Here is a 25,751-nt window from a genome sequence, read left to right on the forward strand (position 1 = left end):
GTCTGACTCAGCCTGCCATTGCGGCCGGAACGCCCGAGGCGCCGGCATTGTCCATGGCCCAGGTGGCATTGGCCTTGATCCCGCCCAGCGGGAAGAAATGCACCTGTTCGATATTGAAACCGGGATTGGCGGCCTTGTGGGCTGCCAGATCAGCGACGAAATCTGTCGGCTCATAGGGCAGCAGCAGCTTGGTCACATCCATTGCCCGCTTTTGCAAGACCCGCAGCGAAGGCCCGACCCCGCAGGCGATGGCGAACTTGATCAGCGTCTGAAGCTTCGCGGGCCCGGCCACCCCGATATGGATCGGCAGCGTGACACCCGCCGCGCGCATGGCATCGGCCCAGGCGATCACCGGCGCGGCTTCGAAGCAGAACTGCGTGGTCAGCGCCATCTGCGCGTCGGTGGTTTCGCTGAACCGCTGTTTCCAGCGCAGGGCGTCTTCGACGTTCTTCATGCCGCCGTCGGGGTCGATGTCGCGGTTGCCCTCGGGGTGGCCGGCCACATGCAGGCGCTTGAACCCGTCGAAGGCGCCCGATTCCAGCAATTGCATGGAGCAGTGATAATCCCCCACCGGCGCGGCCACGCCACCCGCCAGCAGCAGCGCCTGATCCACCCCCGCTTCGCCGCGATAACGCGCGACCCAGTCGGCAAGGGTGGCGCGGTCGCGGATGATGCGCGCGGGGAAATGCGGCATCACCGCGTATCCGTCATCGGCCAGGCGGCGCGCCGTGGCCACCATGTCGTCGATCGGGGTTCCGTCGATATGGGCGATATAGACGCGGGTGCCCCGGGGCAGAAGGGCGCGGAAATCCTCGACCGACCTGGCGGTGCGCGGCATCACCTCGATGGAGTAACCTTTCAGGAACGGCTCCAGGTCCCCGGACCGGGGGGCGGTGGCAGTCTTGCGGCGAAAGTTCAAAAGCGCCATCGTGGCCTCCCATATCCGGCGGGGCATCAGGCCCGGCCGTGGTTTTCGATCAGTTGCAGGATCCTGTCCTTGTCGTATTCGGCTTCGATGCGGGCCGCCTCGTTCTTTGCGACCTCTGCATCGTCACCTTCGACACTGTAGGGTTCGGCCTTGCGCCATTCGGCAAGATAGGCGTCGGTTTCGGCGGCGCCCGATTTCATCGCGGCGCGGTCGATGGCCTGTTCGAACCGTTCGGCCAGCGGCCGCTTGGTGGCCCGCCGGCCCTTGCCGACGATGACCTGCGCCGGAATATCGCGCCAATATACGATCGTGACGTCCGCCATGGATAATGCTCCCTCACCCTTGCCCCTCATACGCGTCGCGGCCTGCCTGTCAGGGGCGGTTTTCGACCTCTGGTGCCTGTTCCGCGACGCCTTTCTTCTACGCCCGGCGGCGGCGGGGGGCCACCGGGCGCAGGGCGCAAAATTCTCACGATGATTATGAGCCGGGCGCGCAGCCGCCTTGCGCCGGGGCGCGCCCCGTTCTAGGCTGCGGGCAACCAAATGGAGGGCGACGCAATGGCGCCCGAGCGTCCCAAAGGTGCGGGCGCGTTCCCGATCCCGGTCGAGCCACCCGGCACCTTGAAATCCGATCCCGCCGCGCTCTACGCGGCGCTGGATCTCGGCACGAACAGTTGCCGCATGCTGATTGCCCAACCCAAGGGCACCCAGTTTCATGTCGTGGACAGCTTTTCGAAGTCGGTGCAGCTTGGCCTCGGGCTCGAGGCATCGGGGCGGCTGTCGCGCAGCTCGATGGCGCGCACGGTACAGGCGCTGCGAATCTGCGCCAAGAAGCTGAAGAAGCACCGCGTGGAACGGATGCGCCTTGTCGCGACCGAGGCCTGCCGGCGCGCCACCAACGGCGCGCAGTTCATGGCCATGGTCAAACGCGAAACCGGCCTGGCGCTTGAAATCATCGAACCCGAGGAAGAGGCGCGCCTGGCCGTCATCTCCTGCGCGCCCCTGGTCAGCACCAAGACCGAACAGTTGATGGTGGTGGATATCGGCGGCGGCAGCACCGAACTGGTCTGGATCGACCTCACCCGCGTGCCGCGCATCGAACGGCCCAAGGCGATCATGCGCCTGCACTCGGGGTTCCTGCCCGACCAGGCCTCGCCTTTCGCGGCGGCCCGGGTCGTCGACTGGATCAGCGTGCCGCTGGGGGTCGCCACCCTGCGTGACCAGTTCGACGACGTGAAGAACGACGCCGCCCGCTTCGCATTGATGAGCTGGTTCTTCGAAGAGAACCTGGCCGATTTCGCGCCCTACGCCAAGGAACAGGCGGTCGATAAATTCCAGATCATCGGCACCTCGGGCACCGTCACCACCGTGGCGGCCAGCCACCTGGGGTTGCGCCGCTATGATCGCAACCGCGTGGACGGGCTGCGCATGACGTCCGAGCAGATCGACAAGGTGATCCGCGAATACCTGGCCCTCGGGCCCGAGGGGCGGCGCACCGATCCGCGCATCGGGCGCGATCGCCACACGCTCATCATGTCGGGCGCGGCGATTCTCCAGGCGCTGCTGCGGGTCTGGCCCACCAACCGGCTTTCCGTGGCCGACAGGGGCCTGCGCGAGGGGCTGCTTTATTCGCAGATGTCGGCAGATGGCGTGCTTGAGGACGGGCCATACTGACCCTCGCGACCCTTGGGCGCCCTGTCTTCTCTTTCTTGCCCGAAATACTCCCGCCGGAGGCGTCCCGCAGGTGCGGCCCGCGCCCCGGCCCTTGGCGGAATGACGCCGGGGCATTCTGCGGATTTCCGCTAACGGCATGAAACAGCCGATTAATTTTTCGTGAACGGGCAGGGGGGAACATTCGGCGCTCCCATGTCCTATGTACACAGCGGCGGCGCAGAAGACGTTGCCCGATATTCACGAACCTGGAGCAGAGACATGAAATTCCTTACCACAACGGCCATCGCCGCACTCGTCAGCGCCCCCGCCCTGGCCGGCGGCATGAACGCCCCCGAACCCGAAGCCGTCATCCCCGCGCCCGCACCCGTGATCGCCCCCGCGTTTTCGGGCGGTGACTGGACCGGCGGCTATGTCGGTGCCAACCTCGCCTATGGCGGCGCCAACCAGGATGTCGACGGCAACGGCGCCGTGGGCGGTGTGCAGGCCGGTTACCTCTACGACTTCGGTCAGTTCGTCCTGGGTGGCGAGCTGGGCCTGAATGCCGCGGACGTCGAATTTGACGGTGGCGCAGGCAATGCCGACACGCTGCACACGCTGAAGCTGAAGGGCGGCTATGACGTTGGCCGCACCCTGATCTACGGCACCGTGGGCGCGGCGCAGTCCAGCGGCACCTACCTTGGCACCGATTACGACGAAACCGGTTACCTGCTGGGTGCGGGCGTCGATTACATGCTCACCGACAGCGTCAGCCTTGGCGGTGAAGTGAACCACAGCCGTTTCGAAGACATCAACGGTACCGGTGACGACATCGGTATCACCACTGTCGGCGCCAACGTCAACTACCGCTTCTGATCGGGCAGGGCCCGGGGCGCGGATTACCAGCGCCCCGAGGCACCGCCACCCGATGAACTGCCACCGCCGAACGATCCCGAATCCGGTGAATCCTTGATTGCCGCGATGACATAGGTCGAACGGTCGTGATGGCCACAGGCCGGGCAGCGCAGATCGCGCTGCCCGGTTCCGTTTGTGTGATCGCCCGGTTCCACCAGAATGTCGCGGCTGGCGCGCAAGCCGCGCCGCCCGCAGTTGGGGCAGCGGCGAAAGCGGGTCAGCACATCGCGGATCTGGCGGCGCATCCCGATGCCCAGGATCAGCGCGAAAAGTCCCCCGAACAGGATCAGCGGGTTGTAACCGCCCTGGCCCACCGGTTCCTGCCCCGCCGCATGGGGGAGCACGACCTGCTCGATTGTCTGGGTGGTGCCGGTCAGGATGCCGCGCAGATAGTTGTCGGCCTGAAACGACGGCAGGAAATAGTCGTCGATTACCAGCCGCGCCTGCCAATCCCAGTCCGACGAATAGCCCGAGCCGAGCGCGATCCGCATTTCGCGGTCCTCGCGGGCGACCAGCACCAGCACACCGTCGTTGCGGCGCGAATCTCCGACCCCCCAGGCATTGAACAGCCCGGTGGCAAATTCTTCGATGGTGTCGCTCTGGCCGTAATCGGCACGGCGCAGGATGGTGACGACGGTCATCTCGATATCGTGTTCGTCGCGCAGGCCCTCAAGCTGGCGGGCCAGGGCGGCTTCGTCTTCCTCGGGCAGAAGATCCGCGAAGTCGTTGACATAGGGGCTTGCCGGTTCGGGGTAGACCTGGGCGTGAAGCGGCGCGACAAGCAGCGTCAGCGCAAGAAGCGCGGCGGGCAGGCGGGACATGGCATGGCTCCTTGAAATCAGCGCGGTCATGCCACGGTTTTCAGGCGCCGCGCAACAGATCGTCGACGGCGCCGCCGGGCATTCCCTTGCCGAGGGGCGAAAAATCCCCGTCCTCGAACATGGCGCGGGCGCTGTCGTGAATCGCGCGGTGCGTCACCCGCGCAAGCGCCGACCCGAGCGAGACGCGCGCCACCCCCATCGCGGCGAATTCCGCCAGCGACAGGGCGGCAAAGGGCCCGGCGGCCAGCGCATTCACCGGCAGGCTGGTGGCGGCGACCACGGCGCGCAGATCCGCGGGGGTGCCGGGCATGGGCACATAGATGCCATCGGCGCCCGCTTCTTCGAAACCGCGCACCCGCTTTAGCGCCTCGGGCAGGGCGTAGTGGCCTGTCATCACACCGTCGGCCCGCGCCATCAGCACGAAATCGCGCCCCAGCGCCCGCGCTGCGGCGGCACCGGCGCGGATGCGTTCCACGGCAAGGTCGCGATCATAGGCCGATGAACCGCCCAGCGACACATCCTCGATGCAGATGCCGGCAAGGCCGATCTTTCCCGCCATGCGGACGGTTTCGGCCACGGTGTCGGGGTCATCGCCCCAGCCGTTCTCGAAATCGCCCGAAACGGGGACCGTCACGGCAGCCATCATATCCTGCGCGTGGGCCATGGCCTCGTCGCGGGTGACCTGGCCATCGGGACGGCCCAGAGTAAAGGCATGGGCCGCCGACGAGGTGGCGATGGCCCGCGCCCCGAGGGCCACCAGCATCCGCGCACTGCCCGCATCCCAGGCATTGGCCAGGATGAAGGGCGCGCCGGGGCGGTGCAGGGCATGGAAGGTGGCGGTGGGGGCATCGCTCATGTCAGGCCTTTCGCGAAATCCGCAAGGGTTGTCAGGGCATCGGCAAAGGCATCGTCATCAACGGTCATCGCCACGCGCAGATGGCCTGCCGCGCAACTGCCGAAGCTTTCGCCGGGCATCACGGCGACACTGTGCCGTTCCAGCAGGCGCAGGGCGAAATCCACACCGCTCAGCCCCGTCGCGCGAATGTCGAGCATCAGGTACATGGCGCCCTGCGAGGGCAGGGCGCGCACCACGTCCTGCCCGGCCAGAACCTGCGCGGCGATGGCGCGGCGGCGGGCGAAGGGGGCGGCGATGCGGTCTTCCAGGTCGCGGCCCTGTTCCAGCGCAAAGCAGGCGGCATCCTGGATGAATCCGGGCACGCCATAGGTGGTGTTGACGGCCAGGTCAGCGATCCGCGCGATGGCGCCGGGCGGCCCGACGATCCAGCCGATGCGGCTGCCGGTCATGGCGTGGCTCTTGCTCATCGAGCCGACGACCAGGGTTCGATCGGCCATGCCGGGCAGGGCGCGGGGCGACAGGTGTTCGCCCTCCCAGACCTGGGTGTCGTAAACCTCGTCACTGATCAGCCAGAGGTCACGCGCCTGCACGACATCGCAGATGCCCTGAAGCGTGGCGTGGTCGTATATCGTGCCGGTGGGGTTGTTGGGCGTATTGATCAGAAGCGACCGGGCGCCATCGGCCTGACCGTCGATCTGCGTCGCCGTGGGGCGGAAGGCGCGGGCCGAGTCGGTTTCCACCGCCACCGGGTCAAGCCCCAGCGCGCGCAGGGTGCCGGGATAGGTGGTGTAATAGGGGTTGATGAACAGCGCCCGATCCCCCGGATCGCAGGCCGCCAGGTGCGCGGCAAACAGCGCCGATTGCCCGCCCGGTGTGATCAGCACGTTCTGCGGGCCGGTCGCCACGCCGGTGCGCGCCTGCACCCGGGCGGCCACGGCGGCGCGCAGGGCTTCGGTGCCGGGCACGGCGGCATAACCGGTATGCCCGCCCCGCGCCGAAGCCTCCATCGCCGCCAGAATCGTCGGGTCGGTGCGGATGTCGTGTTCGCCGATGGTCAGTTCGGTCACCGGCCGGCCCGCGGCGATCATCGCGCGGGCGCGGTAGAACACGCTCCAGCCGTCGTCGCCGTCGGTCAGGATACCGGTGATACGTCGTGACAGCTGCATGAATCCTCCGGCGTTGCTGCGCCGGAGTGGGACATTGCCGCGCGCGGTTTGTCAAACCTCGGGCGCCGGGCAGGGGGCGGAAATTTCGTGATGCGTCATGTCACGAAGGGTGATGGGGCGCCTTGTCCAGCGCGGCCTGCACCTTCTTGGGCAGCCCCGCGCGGATCAGATCGTAGGAGGTTTCGACCCGGTGGCGCAATTCGTCCTCGGCCAGGCCCTCCCATGTCAGCAGGACCCAGGAGCGGTGGATATAGGGCGCCTTCACGGCTAGCCCCACCTCGATCAGCATCTGCGCGGTTTCCGTGTCGGCGCATTTCACCGACACGCCTAGATCCTGTGCGCCCACCAGCGCGAACATCTTGTCGCCGACCTTCCAGGCGTCGTGGCCCCCGCCCCAGGGGTCGGAGCATGTGGCGCCGGGCAGCGCCTTGCAGATGCGGGTGAGGTTGGAGCGGTCCATGCCGGGCAGGGTGCCAGCGGTTGCCTTGCCTGGCAACGAAAAGCGCGCACCTTGCCGCGCCTTCGGGGTGGTGGTAGACATGCCGCCATGACCAAGAACGCACATATCGCCCGCTGTATTACCCGCTGACATATCCGCGCGGGCCGGTCTTTCTGTTTTCAATCACATCCGATGTTGCTAAGCCCGCGGCAACGCAGCACCACTGCGCACCACGAGGGACGGCACATGACCGAGATACGCCTGCACAACAGCAAGACACGCCGCCGCGAGACGTTCACGCCGATCGACCCCGAAAACGTGCGGATGTATGTCTGCGGCCCCACCGTCTATGACCGGGCGCACATGGGCAACGCGCGCCCCGTCATCGTTTTCGACGTGCTGTTCCGCCTGCTGCGCCAGATCTACGGCGCGGCCCATGTCACCTATGTGCGCAACATCACCGACGTGGACGACAAGATCAACGCCCGCGCCAAACAGACCGGGCGCAGCATCGGCGAGATCACCGACGAAACCGCCCGCTGGTATCTTGACGACATGGCGGCGCTGGGCAACCTGACCCCGACCCATACCCCCCGCGCCACCGGCTATGTCGCGCAGATGATCGCGATGATCGAGGGGCTGATCGCCTCGGGCCACGCCTACGAGGCCGAGGGGCATGTCCTGTTCTCGGTCGAAAGCTATGCCGACTACGGCGCGCTTTCGGGGCGCAGCGTGGACGACATGATCGCCGGTGCCCGGGTCGAGGTGGCCCCCTACAAGCGCGATCCGATGGATTTCGTCATGTGGAAGCCCTCGCCTGAGGATCTGCCCGGATGGGACAGCCCCTGGGGGCGGGGCCGTCCGGGTTGGCATATAGAATGCTCGGCCATGGCGGATGACCTGTTGGGGCAGGATTTCGACATTCACGGTGGGGGCAATGACCTGATGTTCCCGCACCACGAGAACGAGATCGCCCAAAGCCGCTGTGCCCATCCGGGCAGCGATTTCGCCCGCATCTGGATGCACAACGAGATGCTGCTGGTGGAGGGGAAGAAGATGAGCAAGTCGCTCGGGAACTTCTTCACCGTGCGCGACCTGCTGGAGCGGGGCATTCCCGGCCCGGTGATCCGGCTGGTGTTCCTGTCGACCCATTACGGCAAGCCCATGGACTGGACCGACGCCAAGCGCGCCGAAGCCGAGGCGACCCTGCGCCGCTGGGCCGCGGTGCTGCACCAGCACGGCTATTGCGCGCGGATGGTGGCGGCGCTGAAGGCCTCGGGCGACTGGCGCCCCGATGCCGAGTTTCTGGGCGTGCTGGCCAACGACCTGAATACCCCCGGCGCCCTGGCCCGTCTGCATGTGCTGGCCAAGGGGCACACGGCCCCCGCCCTGGCGGGGCTGGCCCATGGGCTGGAGCTTTTGGGGCTGGTGTCGGACTGGGACGCGCTGGGCGATCTGGCGGGGGTTGCGCCTTCGGACAGGGCCTATCCGGCCTGGGTGGAGGGTGTCGTCGAGAGGCTGCTGATGCAGCGCCAGGCGGCGCGCGCGGCAAAGGACTGGGCCGAGGCCGACCGGTTGCGCGACCTGCTGAACGCGGCAGGCGTGCAGGTGAGCGACGTGGGCGGGCAGGCCACATGGGTGCCCGGGCCCGGATTTGACGCTACGGTGCTGGAGGGGATGCAGTGAACCTCTGCGACCAGTCGCCCGAGTGCGCCCGCCATAGTGCCCAAAGGAATGGCGCGCCCTTCGGCGCGCGGGGAAAGGGGGGCTGTCTGCCCCCCGTCGGCTGCGCCGACTCCCCCCGAGGATATTTGACGACCAAAGATGGGGGGCGGGGGTGACAGAGCGGCTTTACCTTTACGACACCACGCTGCGCGACGGTCAGCAGACCCAGGGCGTGCAGTTCTCGACGCCCGAGAAGCTGCGCATTGCAGCGATGCTGGATGCCATGGGCGTGGATTACATCGAAGGCGGCTGGCCCGGGGCGAACCCGACGGATTCGGCCTTCTTTGACGAAGCACCCCGCATGCGCGCCAAGTTCACCGCCTTTGGCATGACCAAGCGATCGGGGCGGTCGGCCGGCAACGACGATGTTCTGGCGGCGGTTCTGAATGCCGGCACGCCGGCCGTTTGCCTGGTGGGCAAGACCCACGAGTTTCACGTCACCACCGCGCTGGGCATACCGCTGGCCGAGAATGTCGAGAACATCGCAGCCTCGGTTGCACACCTGGTGGGGGAAGGGCGCGAAGCGCTGTTCGATGCCGAGCATTTCTTTGACGGCTATGCTGCCAACCCCGGCTATGCGTTGGAGTGTCTGCGCGCCGCCCATGATGCCGGGGCGCGGTGGATCGTGCTGTGTGACACCAACGGCGGCACACTGCCAGCCGAGATCGGGCGGATCGTGACCGAGGTAATCGCCGCCGGCATTCCCGGCGATCGGCTGGGCATCCATACCCACGACGACACGGGCAATGCCGTGGCGGGGACCCTTGCGGCGGTGGATGCGGGGGTGCGCCAGGTGCAGGGCACGCTGAACGGGCTGGGTGAGCGGTGCGGCAATGCCAACCTGACCAGCCTGATTCCCACCCTCCTGTTGAAGGAACCCTACCGCTCGAACTTCGACATCGGGGTGAGTGAGGACGCGCTGGCCGGGTTGACGCGGGGCGCGCGGATGCTGGACGACATCCTGAACCGGGTGCCACAGCGCTCGGCCCCCTATGTCGGCGCCTCGGCCTTTGCCCACAAGGCCGGGCTGCACGCCAGCGCGATCCTGAAAGACCCCACCACCTATGAGCATATCGACCCGGGCCTTGTGGGCAACGCCCGCATCGTCCCGATGAGCAACCAGGCCGGGCAGTCGAACCTGCGCGCCCGGCTGGCCGACATGGGGATCGAGGTGGCGCCGGGCGATCCGGCCCTGGGGCGCATCCTGGACGACGTGAAGGCCCGCGAGGACCAGGGGTTTTCCTATGACAGCGCCCAGGCCAGCTTTGAGCTGATCGCGCGGGCCGCCCTTGGCCAATTGCCCAGCTTCTTCGAGGTGAAGCGCTATCGCGTCAGCGTCGAGCGGCGCAAGAACAAGTACGACACCATGGTCACGCTGTCGGAAGCGGTGGTGGTGGTGAAGGTGGGCGATCAGAAGATGCTGTCGGTCAGCGAAAGCATGGACGAGACGGGCAGCGACCGTGGCCCGGTCAACGCGCTCTCCAAGGCGCTGGCCAAGGATCTGGGCCCCTATCAGGGCTATATCGACGACATGCGCCTGGTGGACTTCAAGGTGCGCATCACCCAGGGCGGGACCGAGGCCGTGACCCGCGTGATCATCGACAGCGAAGACAGCAAGGGGCGGCGCTGGTCGACGGTGGGGGTATCACCCAACATCGTCGATGCGTCCTTCCAGGCGCTGCTGGATGCCGTGAACTGGAAACTGGTGCGCGACGGAGCCCGGGCATGACACCCTTCTTCCAGTTACACAGCGGGCTGATGCGCGAAGGCCCCGGCACGCCGGACGACGTGCGATGGGCGCTGGATGTGGCAAAGACGCCGCTGCGCGCGCGCATCTGCGATGCGGCCTGCGGTCCGGGGGCGGATGCGGTGACGCTGGCGGCCTCGCGCCCGGCGGGATCGGTCCATGCCATCGACAAGATGCGCCATTTCGTAGTGGCCGCCCGGTCGCGTCTGTCGCAGTTCCCGGCGCGGGTGACGGTGGAACAGGGCGACATGACCGAGATTTCCGGCCCCTACGATCTGATCTGGTGCGCCGGGGCGCTTTACTTTGTCGGCGTGACCGAGGGGCTGAACGCCTGGACAAGGGCGCTGGCGCCGGGGGGGCGGGTGGCCTTCTCCGAACCCTGCCTGCTGGGCAAGCCCTCGGGCGCGGTGGCCGAGTTCTGGGCCGAATACCCCGAGATCACCGATTACGACGGGATCGTCGTACGGGTGCGCAAGGCCGGATACCGGGTGCTGCACCACCGGATGATCGTCGGCGCCGGATGGGAGGCCTATTACCGCCCCATGCAGGCACGCATCGACCTGCTGCGCCCCACCGCGAGCCCCGACCTGATCGAGGTGCTGGACGAAGGCCAGCGCGAGATCGACCTCTGGCGCAGCGCCCCCGACGAGATCGCCTATGCCCTGCTGGTGGTCGAGCCCGCATGAGCGTGCAGGCCTGCGCCGAGATCGTCCTGAAGGGCGATCCTGACCGGTTTCTTGCGGTCATGGCAGCGCCGCCCGCGGCGCGCCAGGTGCTGTTTCCGCTCTATGCCTTCAACGTCGAGGTGGCCCGCGCCCCCCAGGTGACGAAGGAACCGATGATTGCGCAGATGCGCCTGCAATGGTGGCGCGACGCCCTGGCCGAGATCGCGGCCGGGGGCATCGTGCGGCGACACGAGGTCGTGGTGCCCCTGGCCGGCGTGATCGATGCCGAGGGCGCGGCGCGGCTGGGGCGCCTGATCGACGCGCGCGAACACGACCTCGGCGATGAGCCTTTCGCGCAGCGTGGCGACCTGGAACGCTATCTTGGCGACACCGGCGGCACGCTCATGGCGGTGGCGACCCGCGCCCTGGGCGGCCAGGATGAAGAGCGCGCCCATCTGATCGGCCAGGCCGGGGCGGCGGCGAACTATCTTCTGGCGGTGCCGGCCCTGATCGCCCAGGGGGGGCAGCCCCTGCCGGGTGAGACCTTGTCTTGCATCCGTGACCTCGCGGGCGAACATCTGGCCTTGCTGGCCGGGGCCAAGGCACGGCCGGTGGCCTCGAAGGCGTTGCGCCGGGCGGCACTTTCGGCCTGGCGGGCGCGGGGCATCCTGACGCGCGCGCGGCGTGATCCCCAGGCGGTGCTGGACGGCAGGCTTTCGGAATCCGAATTCGCCCGCCGCGCCAGCCTGCTGAAGGCGCAGATCACCGGGATCTGAAGGGCAGGCGCGGGCCCCTCTCTTTCTTGCTGAAAATACTCACAATCCCGCCGCCCGCAGCGGGGCGGGCGGTTCGGGGTCAGGCGGTGCGCCCGCGTCCACGCAGCACCAGCCACAGAAGCGACCCACCCGCCAGCACGAGGAAGGGCACCATGGCATAGTTCACCGCGCTCCACCCGGCCTGGGGCGTGCCGCCCGAACAATTCATCAGCCCGCCCGAGGCCAGGCTGGCCACGGTGACGCAGCCAAAGACGATCATGTCGTTCATGCCCTGCACGCGGCCCCGTTCGGCCGGGGAATGGGCGCCAGCCAGCATGGTGGTGGCGCCGATGAAGCCGAAGTTCCACCCGATGCCCAGCAGGATCAGCGCGACGAAGAAATTCTCGAGCGCGACGCCCGACAGCCCCACGATTCCGGCGCCCGCAAGGATGACAAGGCCGATGCCGACGATCTTCTCGACACCGAACCGGGCAATCAGGTGGCCGGTGAAGAACGAGGGGATGAACATGGCCAGCACATGGGCCGAGACGACGTCGGCGGCGTTGTTCTTGTCGAACCCGCAGCCGACCACGGCCAGCGGTGTCGAGGTCATCACCAGGTTCATCAGGGCATAGGACACCATGGCACAGATGATCGCCACGGCGATGCGCGGGGTGGTCAGAAGTTGCCAGCGGCTGCGGCCCAGATCCTCGCCCGCCTTCGGCACGGGCGGGCGGGCGATCTTCAGCCCCAGGAACAGAAGCGAGCCAACGGCGTTCAGCGCGATCACGGCCAGGTAGCTGCCGAGGAAAGGCACCACCATGGAATCGGCCGTGACCTTCACCAGCTGCGGGCCGACGAAGGCCGAGAAAAGCCCGCCCGCCATGACATAGGAAATCGCCTTGGGCCGGAAGGCATCGTCGGCGCTGTCGGAGGCGGCAAAGCGATAGAACCCCTGGGCCGACATGTAGATGCCGGTGAACAGCGAACCGACCAGAAACAGCGGGAAGCTGGCAATCGCCAGCGCCCAGGCCCCGATGGCCGCGCCGATGGCCCCCCCCAGCGTGCCCAGCCAGAATCCCGCGCGCCGCCCGTGGCGCTGCATGAAGGCCGACATCGGCGTGGCGCAGAGCATGTTGCCCAGCACGATCATGGAAATCGGCAGGGTGGCGAAACAGAGGTTCGACGCCAAAGATTGGCCCGCAAGGCCCCCGATGGTGAAGATCATGGGCATCTGCGCCCCCAGGATCGCCTGCGCGGCGACAAGGATCCAGACGTTGCGTATGGCGGTTTTGGGGGTGCTGGCTTGGGTCATGAACCCTCCCATACGCCCGGCGCGCGCATTAGGGAAGAGGGCGGTCGATCAGATGTGCGAAGCTGCCACAGACCCGGCCAAGGCGCAGGCCCATGTCGGGCAGGGCCGTGCCCTCGGCATCTTCCGCCTTGAACAACGGATCGCCCTCGGCGCGCAGGGTGGTGGCATAGTGAAACTCATGCCCCGCCCATGCGCCGCAAAAGGGACCGCGGCCCGCGATAAGGCTGCGATATCCCAGGTGAAGCTGCCGCCTTGCAAAACTGGTTTCCAGCCGCAGCAGCCCGGCCATGGCGTGGTGTCGCCCCTCACCATCGGTGAGCCTGTCGCCCAGGACCATGTAACCGCCACATTCTCCATATATATCAGTATTTTCTGTGGCATCTTTAAGGCTTTGCATGAAGATGTTGTTGCCGGCCAGGCGGCCGGCGTGAAGCTCGGGGTAGCCGCCGGGCAGGAACACCAGATCGCAGGGCGGCACCGGATCGTCGGCCAGGGGAGAAAAGGGCAGAATCTCGGCCCCCGCGCGGCGCCAGTCGTCAAGCATGTGCGGATAGGAAAAGGCGAAAGCGGCGTCGCGGGCGACGGCGATTTTCTGAGCGGGGGGCGGCAGGCCGGGTGCGGCCGCGACGGGCGCCAGAGGGGCCGCCAGCGCCACGATGGTGGCCAGATCGACCGCAGCCGCGACGGCATCGGCGGCGCTTTCGAGGAAGGATTCGAGATCGGGCTGTTCCCCCGCCTGCACCAGCCCAAGATGGCGCGAGGGGCGCGACAGCGCCGCGCTGCGCGCCGCCGCACCCAGCACCGGAATTGCCAGCGGGGCCAGGGCCTTGCGCAGCATACCTTCGTGGCGGTCGGACCCGACATTGTTCAGGATCACGCCCGCGATGCGCACCGCCGGGTCATGGCCCGCAAATCCCGCCACCAGTGGCGCGATCGACTGGGCCATCCGCCCGGCATCCACCACCAGCACCACCGGCAGCCCAAGGATGCGGGCCAGGTCGGCCGTGGCGCCGCGCCCTTCGGGCGGAGCGCCGTCGAACAGGCCCATGGCGCCTTCGACAATGAGGGTGCCATCGCCCTGCGCGAGGCTGCGGATGCGGTCGGGGGTCATCGCCCAGGCGTCGAGATTGCGGCAGGGCGCCCCGCAGGCGGCTTCGTGAAAGTGCGGATCGATGTAATCGGGCCCGGATTTCGCCCCACGCACCCCATGGCCCATGCGCGAAAGCGCCCGCAGCAGGCCAAGGGTGAGGGTGGTCTTGCCGCTGCCCGAATGGGGCGCGGCGATGATCAGTCCGGTGCTCATTGTCTGGGCGTGGCGCGAGGGGTGATTTCGGGAGCCTCCGGCGGGAGTATTTTGGGCAAGAAAGAGGGGGTGCGCTCAGGCGGATTCGGCGGGGCGGCCGCGGCCCAGCGGATCGAGGTTGCGCGGCGGTTCGCCCCGTGCCTGGCCCTGCCAGTCGAGCGTCTGGCGCATCAGGACCGAGCGGCCGACACAGATCACGGCGGGTGGTTCGAGCCTTGCCTCGGCAATGTCGTCGACGCAGGTGGCAAGTGTGGTTTCCAGCACCTGCTGGGTTGGCAGGGTGGCGGTGGTGACGACGGCCACGGGTTCATCCGCCGGACGCCCGGCCGCCAGCAGGGCGGCGGTGATCTGGGCGATATGCTTCATGCCCATGTAGATCACGATCACCTGGCTGCCGCGCGAGATCGCCTGCCAGTCCAGCGATCCGGGCGTGTTGCCCGATTGATCGTGGCCGGTGACGAAGGTGACGGATTGGTTCACGTCGCGGTGGGTGACGGGGATGCCGGCATAGGCCAGCCCGCCGATCCCGGCCGAGATGCCCGGGATGATGCGCACCGGGATGTCGTGTTGCACGAGGGTCTGCGCCTCTTCCCCGCCGCGCCCGAAGACGAAGGGATCGCCCCCCTTCAGGCGCAGCACCCGCTTGCCGTTGCGGGCGAGATCGACCAGTTGCAGCGAGATGTCGCGCTGCCTGGCCGAGGGTTTGCCGCCACGCTTGCCGGCATAGACATGTTCGGCCCCGGGCGCCCAGTCGAGGATCGCCGGTTCCACCAGGGCGTCATATACCACGACATCGGCCTGTCGCAGCGCGTTCAGGGCGTGCAGTGTCAGAAGACCCGGATCGCCCGGCCCGGCGCCGCACAGCCAGACCCAGCCGGGCTGCATCACCGGCCAGTCGAGGGGCGGAAGGGGGGATGAATCGCTCATGCCCCGTTATGGCGCGGAACGGCGCCGGGGCAAAGCCCGGTTGCGACCGAAATCTTGCCGTTGGCGCCGCTGTCGCCCGGGCCTATGGTGGCGCCATGATAGGCCCCCAGACCCGAGAGTTGCGCCGTGGCTGGACCACGGGCGCCTGTGCCACCGCTGCCGTCAAGGCGGCGTTGATGCGGCTGTGGGGCGGGGCCTTTCCGGCGAGGGTGTCGCTGATCCTGCCGCGCGGCGAGGTGCCGGAATGGGAGCTGGCGCATCGCGAGACCGGCGCGGGCTGGGCCGAGGCGGGGGTGGTGAAGGACGCGGGCGACGATCCGGACGTGACCCACGGCTGCCTCGTGATCGCGCGGGTGGCGCCTTCGGGCGGGGGCGTGGTGTTTCGCGCCGGCGTGGGCGTGGGCACCGTGACGCGCCCGGGCCTGCCGGTGGCGGTGGGCGAAGCCGCCATCAACCCCGTGCCGCGCCAGATGATGATCGCCGAGGTCGAGGCCCTGGCCGCCGAACATGGAGAGGCGCCGGATGTCGAGATCACGCTGTCGATCCCGGGCGGGGCCGAGATTGCCGGGCGCACCTGGAACCCCCGGCTTGGCATTGTCGGCGGGCTTTCGGTGCTGGGCACCACCGGCGTCGTGCGGCCCTTTTCCTGCGCCGCCTGGATTGCCAGCATCCACCGGGGCATCGACGTGGCCCGCGCCGAGGGTCTGGACCATGTGGCGGGGACCACCGGCGCGCAATCCGAACGCGCGGTGCAGGCGCGGTTCGGCCTGCCTGATTTCGGGATGCTGGACATGGGCGATTTCGTCGGCGGGCTGGTGAAATACCTCTGCCGCCATCCGGTGCCGCGCCTGACGGTGGGCGGGGGCATGGCGAAGATGGCCAAGCTGGGGCAGGGCGCGCGCGATCTGCATTCGGCCCGCAACCAGGTGGATTTCGACCGGCTGGCGCTGTCCTGCGGTGTGGCGGATGTGGCGGGCGCGCGGACAGTGCTGGAGGCCTATGGCATGGTCGGCCCGCCCCTGGCAGAGGTGATCGCGCAGGAGGCTTTGCGCGAGTTGCGCCAGATGGTGGCGAAGACCGATATCGCAGTCGATGTCGTGGTCTGCGACCGGGCGGGCGCGATCCTGGCGGTGGCGCAATGATGCGGCTGCTGTTGCTGGCGGGCACCACGGATGCGCGCCGCATTGCCGAGGGGCTGCGCGATGCGCCGGGGTTGAAGGTGATCGCGTCGCTGGCGGGGGCCACAAGGGCGCCGCGCCCCATGGGGGTGGACACGCGGATCGGCGGTTTTGGCGGGCGCGCGGGCTTTGTCGGATTTCTGGAGCGTGAAGGGATCGGCGCGGTTCTGGATGCGACCCATCCCTTTGCCGATGCCATCTCGCATCGCACGCATGAGGTTTGCGCCGCCCATGGCCTGCCCTGTCTGCAGGTCTTGCGCCCGCCCTGGGTGGCGCAGCCGGGCGATTGCTGGGTCGATCTGGCGCGCGAGGAAGAGGCCGCCGAGCATGTTCCCCATGGCGCCCGCGTCTTTCTGGCCACCGGGCGCCAGACGCTGGAGCGTTTCGCCAATCTGTCACGCTGCGATCTGACCTGCCGGCAGATCGACCCGCCCGAGGCTCCGTTCCCCTTTGCCAACGGGCGGTTCCTTGTGGGGCGGCCGCCGTTTTCGGTACAGGACGAGGTGGCGCTGTTCCGGGAGCTGAAGATCGACTGGCTGATCGTGAAGAACGCCGGCGGCGATGCCAGCCGGTCGAAACTGGATGCGGCGCGGGAACTGGGGCTGCCGGTGGGGATGATCCGCCGCCCCCCGCAACCGGGCGGCGCGAGGGTTGAAACCGTGGCGCAGGCACTGGATTGGGCGCGGGCCCTGGTGACATGAGCGTCGGGCGCATCCTGGACACGCCCGACGACATGGCCGAGGGCGCGGCATGGCTGATCCGGGTCGAGCCGCGCTTTGCCGAGGTTCTGGCGCTGACCGGGCCCTGGCCCCTGCGACGCCGGGCGGGTGGCTTTGCCACGCTGCTGTTCGCCATCGTCGGCCAGCAGGTGAGCGTTGCCTCGGCGGCCGCGCTTTGGGCGAAAACGCAGGCGGCGGGGCTGGATGACCGCGCCGCCGTTGCCGCCGCCAGCGACGACGATCTGCGCGCCTGCGGCCTTTCGCGGCCCAAGGTGCGCTATGCCAAGGCGCTGGCCGACAGCGACTTCGATTTCGACGTGCTGGCGGATCTGCCCGACGACGAGGTGATCGCGCGGCTGACGGCACTGCTGGGCATCGGGCGCTGGACGGCGGACATCTACGCCGCCTTCGCCCTGGGGCGGGCCGATGTCATTGCGGCAGGCGATCTGGCGGTGCAGGAGGGCGCGCGGGTGCTGTTCGATCTGCCCGCCCGCCCCGACGAAGCGCGGCTGCGCGCCCTGGCCGAGCCCTGGGCGCCCTGGCGCGGCGTTGCGGCGCGGGGGCTTTGGGCGTACTACGCCCATATCAAGACACGAGAGGGCATCGGATGACACGGGCATTGGACAGCAAGCGGGCCGGCGCGCCCAAGGGCGAGGCGACGGCAGTTGTGGTGCTGCTGCACGGATACGGGGCCGATGGCGCCGATCTTCTGGGGCTGGCAGATCCGCTGGGTCCGCATATGCCCGGCGTGGCCTTCCTGGCCCCCGACGCCCCCGAGCGGTGCCCCGGCAACCCGATGGGGTTCCAGTGGTTTCCGATCCCCTGGATGGACGGGTCCAGCGAAGAGGAAGCCGAGGCCGGGATGCGCGCCTCGGTGGACGATCTGAACGCCTGGCTTGATTCCGTGCTGGCCGATGAGGGGCTGAGCGCCGACCGGATGATCGTTGTGGGCTTTTCCCAGGGCACGATGATGGCACTGCACGTGGCGCCGCGTCGTCGCGAGGAACTGGCGGGTGTCGTCGGTTTCTCCGGCCGCCTGGTGCAGCCCGAAACCCTGGCCGACGAGGTGGTGTCGAAAATGCCCGTCCTGCTGATTCACGGGGACGCCGACGAGGTGGTGCCGCCCGAAAGCCTGCCGGCCGCCGCCGAGGCCCTGCAGGAGGCCGGGATCGATGTCTATGCCCACATCATGAAGGGCACGGGCCACGGGATCGCACCCGACGGCCTTTCGGTTGCTCTGGCCTTCATGCGCGAACGGCTGGGGATGGAACAGACCGGCTGATCCGCGCGGTTCCCGCCGCCCGCGATTGGCCCCTGCGGGTGCGGTTCTTATCCGTTGCCATTTGCGGGGGCGTCATCATCCTGTTGCATCCGCCTGCCATCTTCGCCCCCGAGGACAGGAAATGTTGTGCTTGCCCCTTGGTCAGCGCGGCTTATAGTCCGATCATAACCGGGGCGGAGCGTGGGCCCTCTGACAGGTCTCCGCCGCCCCCGGGCGAGGAGAAAACGCACCGATGGACGGCGATTTTCGAACCACTTTCGTACGCGAACCCAGCAATCTGAGGCATTGCCCTGCGCTGGTGCTGAACGCGGATTACCGGCCGCTTTCCTATTATCCGCTGTCGCTCTGGCCCTGGCAGGAGGCGGTGAAGGCCGCATTCCTGGACCGGGTCGAGATTCTGGCGGAATACGACCAGATCGTAAGATCGCCCACCACGCAGATCCGGATACCCTCGGTCGTGGTGCTGAAGGATTATGTCAAACCGCAAAAGCGGGTGGCCTTCACCCGGTTCAACCTGTTCCTGCGCGATGAATTCTGCTGCCAGTACTGCGGCGCCAAGGGCGATCTGACCTTCGATCACGTCATCCCGCGGGCCCGGGGCGGGGTGACCAGCTGGGAAAACGTGGTGGCGGCCTGTTCGCGCTGCAACCTGAAGAAGGGCAGCAAGAGCCTGCGCCAGTCGGGCATGAACCTGCTGAAACCGGCCCGTCAGCCGGGGGCGGAAGAGCTGAAGAACGTCGGCCGCCGCTTCCCGCCCAACCACCTGCACGACAGCTGGGTCGATTTCCTGTACTGGGATGCGGAACTGGAGGCCTAGGGAGGCGAGGGGTCCGGTTGGAAGGTTCGCGCGTGCCTTTGGCGCGGCCGGGTGACGCGCGTGCCTTCGGCACGACGCCCCACCCGCCGTCCCGCAGTCAGCCCGAGCAGCTTGCCCCGCCCAGCACGCAGAATTTCGCGCAGTGGGGGTGGTTCAGGGCTACGTCGCGTTCGGCCTGCTCCAGGGTTTCGCCCAATTCGAATTCGGGCGCATAGGGCAGGAGGGTGCAGGCCAGCACCGCGGGTTTCGCGGCGCCGCGCCGTTTGACCACCATGCGCGAGCTGGCGCACATGACCGAGGTGGGCGACACGTCGAGAATGCCCCAGCAGGCGGTCGTGATCTCGGGCACGTCGGCGCGGTCGTCCATTTCGGGGAACAGCACCGTTGCCCCCGGATCGTTGGCGTCGATGTCGAACCCGTGGCGGGCATAGAGGGCGGCGTAGCCGGCGCGCGAGTCGGCCTCGGTTTCGCCCCAGACCGTGCGCCCGGCCACCGCCATGGGAATGCCCGCATCGCGCAGCCATTCCATCCCCTCGACCGTTCTGGCGAAGGCGCCCTTGCCGCGTTCGGTATCGTGCATGTCCTGCGACCAGTGATCGACCGAAATGCGCAGGGTCAGCTTGCCGGGATATTCGGCCTGCAGGCCCTCGAGCCCGGCGCGCACGCTCTTGCGCATCATCGGGCGCATGGCATTGGTGAGGATCAGCACCTCATACCCACGGGCCAGGGCGGCGCGGGTCATGTCGATCATCTCGGGGTTCATGAAGGGCTCGCCCCCGGTGAAGGCGATTTCGCGCACGTTCCATTGGCGTTGGTCCAGCTGATCGAGATACTCCTCGACTTCGGCGGCCGTGATATAGACCAGCGCGTCGTTGGTGGGGGAACTTTCGATATAGCAGTTCACGCATTCGATGTTGCACAGGGTGCCGGTGTTGAACCAGAGCGTCTGCGGATCGCCAAGGGCGACCGTCGCGCGCTGCTCGCCCTTGGCGGTTACGCGGGGATCGCGAAACTTGGCCGGATCAAGCGTGTTGGACTGGTCTTTCATTGCAAGGCTCCGCATGTTTTGTCAGATGTGGTAACGGCTTGCGCGGCGGGCCGAAACCCCGCCGGGCATGTTTGACACAGAAGTGAAGGTCAATCGCGACACTGGACTTGCGCCGTGACGGGCGATAAGAGGCGACGAGGGCTGGTTAGCGCTAACATCCGGCGCTGATCCGACAAGACCGGCCCACGGGCCGCAAGCAGACGAGGGTATCATGGTCTCACGCGTAATTCCGGTCGATCCGTTCGATCTGGTCATCTTTGGCGGCACCGGCGACCTGGCCCGCCGCAAGATCCTGCCGGGGCTGTTCCGCCGCTACATGGCCGGCCAGATGCCCGAGACGGCACGGGTGATCGGTGCCTCGCGGTCCGAGCCCAGCGATGCGGAATACCGCGATTTCGTGCGCGCCGCGGTCGAGGAGTTTGTGACCGAGGACCGCGACGATGCCGCCTTGTCGCAATTCCTGGAACGGCTGCATTTCGTCAGCATCGACGCCAAGGGCGAGGGCGGCTGGGCGCAGCTGGCCGACCTGGTGCGCGACGACGTGATCCACGCCTATTACTTTTCCGTCGCGCCCAGCCTGTTCGGCGACCTGGCCGAGCGTCTGCACAAGCATGGCCTGGCCGACAACAACACCCGCATCGTGGTGGAAAAACCCTTTGGCCGCGACCTTGGGTCGGCCAAGGCGCTGAATGCCACCCTGGCGCAGCATTTCGACGAAACCCAGATTTACCGGATCGACCATTACCTGGGCAAGGAGACGGTGCAGAACCTTATGGCGGTCCGTTTCGGTAACGTGCTGTTCGAACCCTTGTGGAACAGCCAATACGTGGACCACATCCAGATCACCGTGGCCGAAACCGTGGGCGTGGGCGGGCGGGGCGCCTATTACGACAAGTCGGGCGCCATGCGGGACATGGTGCAGAACCACCTGATGCAGCTTCTGTGCCTGATCGCCATGGAGCCGCCCAGCCGCTTCTCCCCCGACAGCGTGCGGGACGAAAAGCTGAAGGTGATCCGCGCGCTTGATCCGGTGATGCCGCACCACATCGTGCGCGGGCAATACGATGGCGATGGCGATACCGTGTCGTACCGCGAAGATGCGGAAAACGCGCGCAGCCTGACGGAAAGCTTCATCGCCATGAAGATCAACGTGTCGAACTGGCGGTGGGCGGGCACGCCCTTCTACCTGCGCACGGGCAAGCGGCTGAAGGCCCGCACGAGCGAGATCGCCGTGGTGTTCAAGGACGCGCCCCATTCGATCTTCGGAGAAGAGGCCGGGCGACACCGCAACATCCTGACCATCCGCCTGCAACCCAACGAGGGGATGACCCTGGGCGTGACCATCAAGGAACCCGGCCCGGGCGGCATGCGCCTGATCGACGTGCCGCTGGACATGACCTTTGCCGATGCCCTGGGCCCGGATGCCGAGGAAGCGCCCGAAGCCTATGAGCGGCTGATCATGGACGTGATCCGCGGCAACCAGACCCTGTTCATGCGCGGTGACGAGGTTGAGGCCGCCTGGGCCTGGACCGACCCGATCATCGAAGGCTGGGAGGGGCGTGGCGAGGCCCCGAAAACCTATGACCCCGGCTCGTCCGGGCCGGAGGATGCGCAGATGCTGATGCACCGAGAAGGCCGCCGCTGGCGCGACATCCGGGACTAAGGGGCTTTCGGCAGCCCGCGCGGCACGATACCTTGGGCGCGAAACCGAAAGGGGGGCCAGGCATGGACCTGAAAGAATACGCCGACCGCGAAATGATGATGATGCAGCTGGCCGACCGGATCGCCAGCGAGCTGAACAATTGCCTGCTGACGCACGATACCGCGTCGCTGGCGGTGCCGGGCGGAACCACGCCCGGGCCGGTCTTCGATACGCTGTGCGGGGCCGATCTGCACTGGGATCGCGTGCATGTCATGCTGACCGACGAACGCTGGGTGCCCGAAAGCTCGGACAGGTCGAACACCCGGCTGTTGCGCCAGCGCCTGCTGATCGACAAGGCGGCGGCGGCCACCTATGTGCCGCTGTACGACGAGGCGCCGACGCCCGAAGACCGGCTGGACATGCTGAGCGAGAAGATCGTCTCGGTCCTGCCGCTGTCGGTGCTGCTCTTGGGCATGGGGGCCGACATGCACACCGCCTCGCTGTTTCCCGGGGCCGATCAGTTGGACGATGCGCTGAACAGCGATGCGCCGCCCCTGATGGCCATGCGCGCGCCGGGCGCCCCCGAACCGCGCGTCACCCTGACCGCACCGGTGCTGCGCGGCGCGCTGTCGACCCACGTGGTGATCACCGGCACCGAGAAGCGCGAGGCACTTGACCGCGCCCGCCACCTTTCCCCCGCCGAGGCGCCGATTGCGGCCGTCCTGGGCGAAGCAACCATACACTGGGCTGAATGATGATCGACTGGAGCAAACTGACCGAGGCCGCCGAAAAGGTTGGCGAGCGCAAGATCCTTTCCCTGTTCCAGGGCGACAGGGCAGCGGAATTCTCGGTCTCGGCCGGGGACCTTCTGTTCGACTATTCCAAGACCAATATCGACGGTGACACCCGCGATCTGCTGGTGTCGTTCTGCGACGCGGCCGGGCTGGCGGAAAAGCGCGATGCGATGTTTTCGGGCGAAGCGATCAACGACACCGAGGGGCGCGCGGTACTGCACACGGCCCTGCGCAACCTGACCGGCACGCCGGTGACGGTTGGGGGCGAAGACGTGATGCCGGGTGTTCTGGACACGCTGAAGCGGATGGGCGATTTCGCCGAGGCCGTGCGTAGCGGCACCTTCACGGGGCAGGGCGGGGCCATCACCGATGTGGTGAACATCGGCATCGGCGGGTCCGACCTGGGGCCGGTCATGGCCACGCTGGCGCTGTCGCCCTATCACGACGGGCCGCGGGTGCATTACGTCAGCAATGTCGATGGCGCCCATATCGCCGACACCCTGCGCCCGCTGAACCCCGAAACCACCCTGGTGATCATCGCGTCCAAGACCTTTACCACCATCGAAACCATGACCAATGCCGCAACAGCCAAGGCCTGGATGGGCGAGAGGGTCACCGATCCGGGCGCGCAGTTCGCCGCGCTGTCGACAGCCGCCGACAAGACCGCCGATTTCGGCATTGCGCCGGAACGGGTGTTCGGGTTCGAGGATTGGGTCGGCGGGCGCTACTCCATCTGGGGGCCGATCGGCCTGCCGCTGATGCTGGCCGTGGGCCGCGAGGCCTTCCGCGCCTTCCTGGCGGGTGCCGAGGCGATGGACCAGCATTTCCGCGCCGCCGCGCCGCTTGAGAACATGCCGGTGATGCTGGCCCTGGTGGGAATCTGGCACAACCAGGGCTGCGGCTATGCCACCCGCGCCGTTCTGCCCTATGAACAGCGGCTGCTGCGCCTGCCAGCCTATCTTCAGCAACTCGAGATGGAGAGCAACGGCAAGTCGGTGCAGATGGATGGCAGCACCGTGCCGGTCGATACCGGACCGGTGGTCTGGGGCGAACCCGGCACCAATGGCCAGCACGCCTTCTATCAACTGATTCACCAGGGAACGCGGGTCGTACCTTGCGAATTCATGGTGGGCGCCGAGGGGTTCGAGCCGGACCTGGCGCACCAGCACAGCCTGCTGATCGCCAATTGTCTGGCCCAGTCCGAAGCACTGCTGCGCGGGCGCACCCTGGACGAGGCACGCGCGCTGATGGAGAAAAAAGGCTTTTCCGGCGACGAGTTGGAGCGCCAGGCCCGTCACCGCGTCTTCCCGGGCAACCGCCCCTCGACCACGCTGGCCTATCCCAAGCTGACGCCCTTCGTTTTGGGCCAGATCATCGCGCTTTACGAACACCGGGTGTTTGTCGAAGGCGTCCTTCTTGGCATCAACTCCTATGATCAATGGGGTGTCGAACTGGGCAAGGAGCTGGCGCTGGCGCTTGAACCGGTGGTCAGCGGCAAGGACGACGGCGCAGGCAAGGACGAATCGACGCTGGGACTGGTGAGCTATATCCAGCGGCACGCGGGCTGACGGGCAGGACGCCTTCGGCGAGAGTATTTTCAGCAAGAAAGAGAGGGCGTCTTGCCTGCCCGCCAGCCGTGGCCTGCCCACTTAGCGGGTGCTGAGCAGGACCAGTTCGGCAGTGGTGTAATCTGCCGCGTTCACGCCCAGCGATGCGGCAAGTTGCGCCTTGCCGGGTGTCACCGCACCGCGGTCGCTGGCAGTGGTGTCATCAGCCGCCGTTGAAAGCTGACGGATCAGGAAAGCGTCGTTTTCTTGCCGTGCCTGTTCAAGAAGGATGGCACGGCCCTGATCCCCGGCGCCCTGGCCCGAGGTCGAGATGCGTCCAATACCGGCGGATTTCAGAATGTGTTCGGCATTCGCGCGCCCGGTTGCCCCGCCCTCGCTCAGCGCCTGGTTCAGCAGGATCAACTGACCATCGGTCAGGGTGCCGGGGGCGACGCCGACACTTTGCGACAGTTGCACGTGGCCTGCGGAATAGCTCTGTGCGAGGGCGGGCAGGGCGGCGACAGACGTGGCGACGGCGACGAGGGCGGCGAAATAGGCGTTCGGTTTCATGGTCTTGGTCTTTCCTCTGGCTTGGGCATCCGGCCCGTTGGTTTGCATGCCGTAAACGCGGCAGCGCCAGGGTTCCGTCGCGGATTATCGGCCGCGCAGAGATTTTTTCACCCCGCCCGGGTGGGCGAGGCGGGGAAAGGCCGGTTTCAAAGGTTGGGAAAAGGGCGTCGCGCCCGCTCTATCCCCGGAACCCCGTCGCCACGACGAATTTCTCGGAACTGTCGGACCGAGACGCAGGGGGTTTCACATTGGCGACCTTGGTGAACTTCTGCTTGAGAAGGTGCTGCAGATCGCCCTCGGCGCCGCCGGCCAGAACCTTGGCCACGAAGGTGCCGCCCGGGTCCAGCACGTCGAAAGCGAAATGCGCCGCCGCCTCGCAAAGGGCCATGATGCGCAGGTGGTCGGTCTGCTTGTGCCCCGAGCTTGAAGCGGCCATGTCCGACATTACCACGTCGGCCGGCCCGTCAAGCCAACCCTTCACCTTCTCGTCGGCGCCCTCTTCCAGGAAATCGAGAACGTGGATGTCGCAGCCCGCGATCGGCTCGACCTCCTGAAGGTCGATGGCCACGATCCGGCCCACCGCCTTGCCCGGCTTGTCGCCAAGCGCGTTGACCCGGCGCGCCGCCACCTGGCACCAGCCCCCGGGCGCGCAGCCCAGATCGACCACCCGCGCGCCAGGCACAAGGAAGCGATACCTGTCATCCAGTTCAAGGATCTTGAAGGCCGCCCGCCCGCGATAGCCCATGGCCTGGGCCTTCTTCACGTAGGGATCGTTCAACTGGCGCTGCAACCACAGCGTCGAAGACAGCTTGCGCCCCCGTGCGGATTTGACCTTGATGGTCAGGTCACGCTGTCCGCGTCCCGAGTTGTTCTTCTTGCCGGGTGTCTTGGCCATGGTTCGGTCCCTCTTTACGGCGCTCTTATAACGCGTGGCCGCAGGCGG

Annotated in this window: 26 protein-coding genes; 14 read left to right on the forward strand and 12 right to left on the reverse strand. The window is 67.3% G+C overall.

Annotated elements, in window-relative coordinates:
- Positions 1-7 precede the first annotated feature (7 nt).
- Together H7828_RS09175 and H7828_RS09180 are read right to left on the reverse strand one after the other, a co-directional pair.
- On the reverse strand, positions 8-928 hold the full coding sequence (locus H7828_RS09175; RefSeq protein ID WP_226780716.1) for a methylenetetrahydrofolate reductase: 921 nt from the start codon (positions 926-928) through the stop codon (positions 8-10).
- A 26-nt stretch (positions 929-954) separates the two neighbouring features.
- Positions 955-1,251: a virulence factor gene (locus H7828_RS09180; RefSeq protein ID WP_226780717.1), complete on the reverse strand. Its 297-nt coding sequence runs from the start codon at positions 1,249-1,251 to the stop codon at positions 955-957.
- 234 nt (positions 1,252-1,485) lie between these two features.
- Here H7828_RS09180 and H7828_RS09185 point away from each other — a divergent pair, with 234 nt between their 5' ends.
- Positions 1,486-2,601 carry a Ppx/GppA phosphatase family protein gene (locus H7828_RS09185; RefSeq protein WP_226780718.1) on the forward strand — a complete coding sequence of 372 codons (1,116 nt, stop codon included), beginning with the start codon at positions 1,486-1,488 and terminating at the stop codon, positions 2,599-2,601.
- 258 nt (positions 2,602-2,859) lie between these two features.
- Positions 2,860-3,453: an outer membrane protein gene (locus H7828_RS09190; protein WP_226780719.1), complete on the forward strand. Its 594-nt coding sequence runs from the start codon at positions 2,860-2,862 to the stop codon at positions 3,451-3,453.
- A 23-nt stretch (positions 3,454-3,476) separates the two neighbouring features.
- Here the strand turns inward: H7828_RS09190 and H7828_RS09195 are convergent, their stop codons facing one another.
- The 4 genes from H7828_RS09195 to H7828_RS09210 all read right to left on the reverse strand — a co-directional run bounded on the left by H7828_RS09195 (position 3,477) and on the right by H7828_RS09210 (position 6,795).
- The gene (locus tag H7828_RS09195; protein ID WP_226780720.1) at positions 3,477-4,313 is read right to left on the reverse strand and encodes a TPM domain-containing protein; all 837 of its coding nucleotides are present in this window, start codon (positions 4,311-4,313) and stop codon (positions 3,477-3,479) included.
- A 40-nt stretch (positions 4,314-4,353) separates the two neighbouring features.
- Positions 4,354-5,169 carry an isocitrate lyase/PEP mutase family protein gene (locus tag H7828_RS09200; protein WP_226780721.1) on the reverse strand — a complete coding sequence of 272 codons (816 nt, stop codon included), beginning with the start codon at positions 5,167-5,169 and terminating at the stop codon, positions 4,354-4,356.
- A complete protein-coding gene (locus tag H7828_RS09205) occupies positions 5,166-6,335 on the reverse strand; it encodes a pyridoxal phosphate-dependent aminotransferase (protein ID WP_226780722.1) in 1,170 nt (389 codons plus the stop codon). The genes H7828_RS09200 and H7828_RS09205 overlap by 4 nt, the downstream gene beginning before the upstream one ends.
- Before the next feature lie 100 nt (positions 6,336-6,435).
- Positions 6,436-6,795: an MmcQ/YjbR family DNA-binding protein gene (locus H7828_RS09210; protein WP_226780785.1), complete on the reverse strand. Its 360-nt coding sequence runs from the start codon at positions 6,793-6,795 to the stop codon at positions 6,436-6,438.
- Positions 6,796-7,020: 225 nt separating this feature from the next.
- On the opposite strand from H7828_RS09210, the gene cysS reads away from it, so the two are divergent.
- The 4 genes from cysS (at position 7,021) to H7828_RS09230 (ending at position 11,687) form a co-directional block, all read left to right on the forward strand.
- The gene (gene cysS, locus H7828_RS09215) at positions 7,021-8,460 is read left to right on the forward strand and encodes a cysteine--tRNA ligase (RefSeq protein ID WP_226780723.1); all 1,440 of its coding nucleotides are present in this window, start codon (positions 7,021-7,023) and stop codon (positions 8,458-8,460) included.
- 151 nt (positions 8,461-8,611) lie between these two features.
- Entirely contained in the window at positions 8,612-10,228 is a 1,617-nt protein-coding gene (gene cimA, locus H7828_RS09220) for a citramalate synthase (protein ID WP_226780724.1), read from the forward strand.
- The gene (locus H7828_RS09225) at positions 10,225-10,932 is read left to right on the forward strand and encodes a class I SAM-dependent methyltransferase (RefSeq protein WP_226780725.1); all 708 of its coding nucleotides are present in this window, start codon (positions 10,225-10,227) and stop codon (positions 10,930-10,932) included. Before cimA ends, H7828_RS09225 begins: the two co-directional genes overlap by 4 nt.
- Entirely contained in the window at positions 10,929-11,687 is a 759-nt protein-coding gene (locus H7828_RS09230) for a squalene/phytoene synthase family protein (protein WP_226780726.1), read from the forward strand. The genes H7828_RS09225 and H7828_RS09230 overlap by 4 nt, the downstream gene beginning before the upstream one ends.
- Positions 11,688-11,766: 79 nt before the next feature.
- Here H7828_RS09230 and H7828_RS09235 read toward each other — a convergent pair whose 3' ends face one another.
- The 3 genes from H7828_RS09235 to cobA all read right to left on the reverse strand — a co-directional run bounded on the left by H7828_RS09235 (position 11,767) and on the right by cobA (position 15,211).
- Positions 11,767-12,981, reverse strand: a complete 1,215-nt coding sequence (locus H7828_RS09235; protein ID WP_226780727.1) for an MFS transporter — start codon at positions 12,979-12,981, stop codon at positions 11,767-11,769.
- Between the two features lie 28 nt (positions 12,982-13,009).
- Entirely contained in the window at positions 13,010-14,284 is a 1,275-nt protein-coding gene (locus H7828_RS09240) for a cobyrinic acid a,c-diamide synthase CobB (RefSeq protein ID WP_226780728.1), read from the reverse strand.
- Positions 14,285-14,359: 75 nt separating this feature from the next.
- Positions 14,360-15,211, reverse strand: a complete 852-nt coding sequence (cobA, locus tag H7828_RS09245) for a uroporphyrinogen-III C-methyltransferase (RefSeq protein ID WP_226780729.1) — start codon at positions 15,209-15,211, stop codon at positions 14,360-14,362.
- A 95-nt stretch (positions 15,212-15,306) separates the two neighbouring features.
- Between cobA and H7828_RS09250 the strand changes: the two genes are divergently transcribed.
- The 5 genes from H7828_RS09250 (at position 15,307) to H7828_RS09270 (ending at position 19,207) form a co-directional block, all read left to right on the forward strand.
- Positions 15,307-16,353 (forward strand): cobalt-precorrin-5B (C(1))-methyltransferase, encoded by a 1,047-nt coding sequence (locus tag H7828_RS09250; protein ID WP_226780730.1) that lies wholly within the window; start codon positions 15,307-15,309, stop codon positions 16,351-16,353.
- Positions 16,350-17,090, forward strand: a complete 741-nt coding sequence (locus H7828_RS09255) for a cobalt-precorrin-6A reductase (protein ID WP_342592292.1) — start codon at positions 16,350-16,352, stop codon at positions 17,088-17,090. Before H7828_RS09250 ends, H7828_RS09255 begins: the two co-directional genes overlap by 4 nt.
- Positions 17,087-17,719: a DNA-3-methyladenine glycosylase family protein gene (locus H7828_RS09260; protein WP_226780731.1), complete on the forward strand. Its 633-nt coding sequence runs from the start codon at positions 17,087-17,089 to the stop codon at positions 17,717-17,719. The genes H7828_RS09255 and H7828_RS09260 overlap by 4 nt, the downstream gene beginning before the upstream one ends.
- A complete protein-coding gene (locus H7828_RS09265) occupies positions 17,716-18,390 on the forward strand; it encodes an alpha/beta hydrolase (RefSeq protein WP_226780732.1) in 675 nt (224 codons plus the stop codon). Before H7828_RS09260 ends, H7828_RS09265 begins: the two co-directional genes overlap by 4 nt.
- Before the next feature lie 232 nt (positions 18,391-18,622).
- Positions 18,623-19,207, forward strand: coding sequence for an HNH endonuclease (locus H7828_RS09270; protein WP_226780733.1), 585 nt, complete (start codon positions 18,623-18,625; stop codon positions 19,205-19,207).
- A gap of 97 nt (positions 19,208-19,304) precedes the next feature.
- On the opposite strand, the gene H7828_RS09275 is transcribed toward H7828_RS09270, so the two are convergent.
- The gene (locus tag H7828_RS09275; protein ID WP_226780734.1) at positions 19,305-20,255 is read right to left on the reverse strand and encodes a radical SAM protein; all 951 of its coding nucleotides are present in this window, start codon (positions 20,253-20,255) and stop codon (positions 19,305-19,307) included.
- Between the two features lie 211 nt (positions 20,256-20,466).
- Between H7828_RS09275 and zwf the strand changes: the two genes are divergently transcribed.
- The 3 genes from zwf (at position 20,467) to pgi (ending at position 24,259) form a co-directional block, all read left to right on the forward strand.
- Positions 20,467-21,918 carry a glucose-6-phosphate dehydrogenase gene (gene zwf, locus H7828_RS09280; protein ID WP_226780735.1) on the forward strand — a complete coding sequence of 484 codons (1,452 nt, stop codon included), beginning with the start codon at positions 20,467-20,469 and terminating at the stop codon, positions 21,916-21,918.
- Positions 21,919-21,980: 62 nt separating this feature from the next.
- Positions 21,981-22,652: a 6-phosphogluconolactonase gene (pgl, locus tag H7828_RS09285; RefSeq protein WP_226780736.1), complete on the forward strand. Its 672-nt coding sequence runs from the start codon at positions 21,981-21,983 to the stop codon at positions 22,650-22,652.
- Positions 22,649-24,259, forward strand: coding sequence for a glucose-6-phosphate isomerase (pgi, locus tag H7828_RS09290; RefSeq protein ID WP_226780737.1), 1,611 nt, complete (start codon positions 22,649-22,651; stop codon positions 24,257-24,259). The genes pgl and pgi overlap by 4 nt, the downstream gene beginning before the upstream one ends.
- 81 nt (positions 24,260-24,340) lie before the next feature.
- Here the strand turns inward: pgi and H7828_RS09295 are convergent, their stop codons facing one another.
- Together H7828_RS09295 and H7828_RS09300 are read right to left on the reverse strand one after the other, a co-directional pair.
- Positions 24,341-24,808 (reverse strand): hypothetical protein, encoded by a 468-nt coding sequence (locus tag H7828_RS09295; protein ID WP_226780738.1) that lies wholly within the window; start codon positions 24,806-24,808, stop codon positions 24,341-24,343.
- Between the two features lie 178 nt (positions 24,809-24,986).
- Complete coding sequence (locus H7828_RS09300; RefSeq protein ID WP_226780739.1) at positions 24,987-25,703, reverse strand: RlmE family RNA methyltransferase; 717 nt, start codon at positions 25,701-25,703, stop codon at positions 24,987-24,989.
- Positions 25,704-25,751 lie beyond the last annotated feature (48 nt).

The sequence above is a fragment of the Oceaniglobus trochenteri genome (assembly GCF_020529025.1).
Classification (GTDB): domain Bacteria; phylum Pseudomonadota; class Alphaproteobacteria; order Rhodobacterales; family Rhodobacteraceae; genus Oceaniglobus; species Oceaniglobus trochenteri.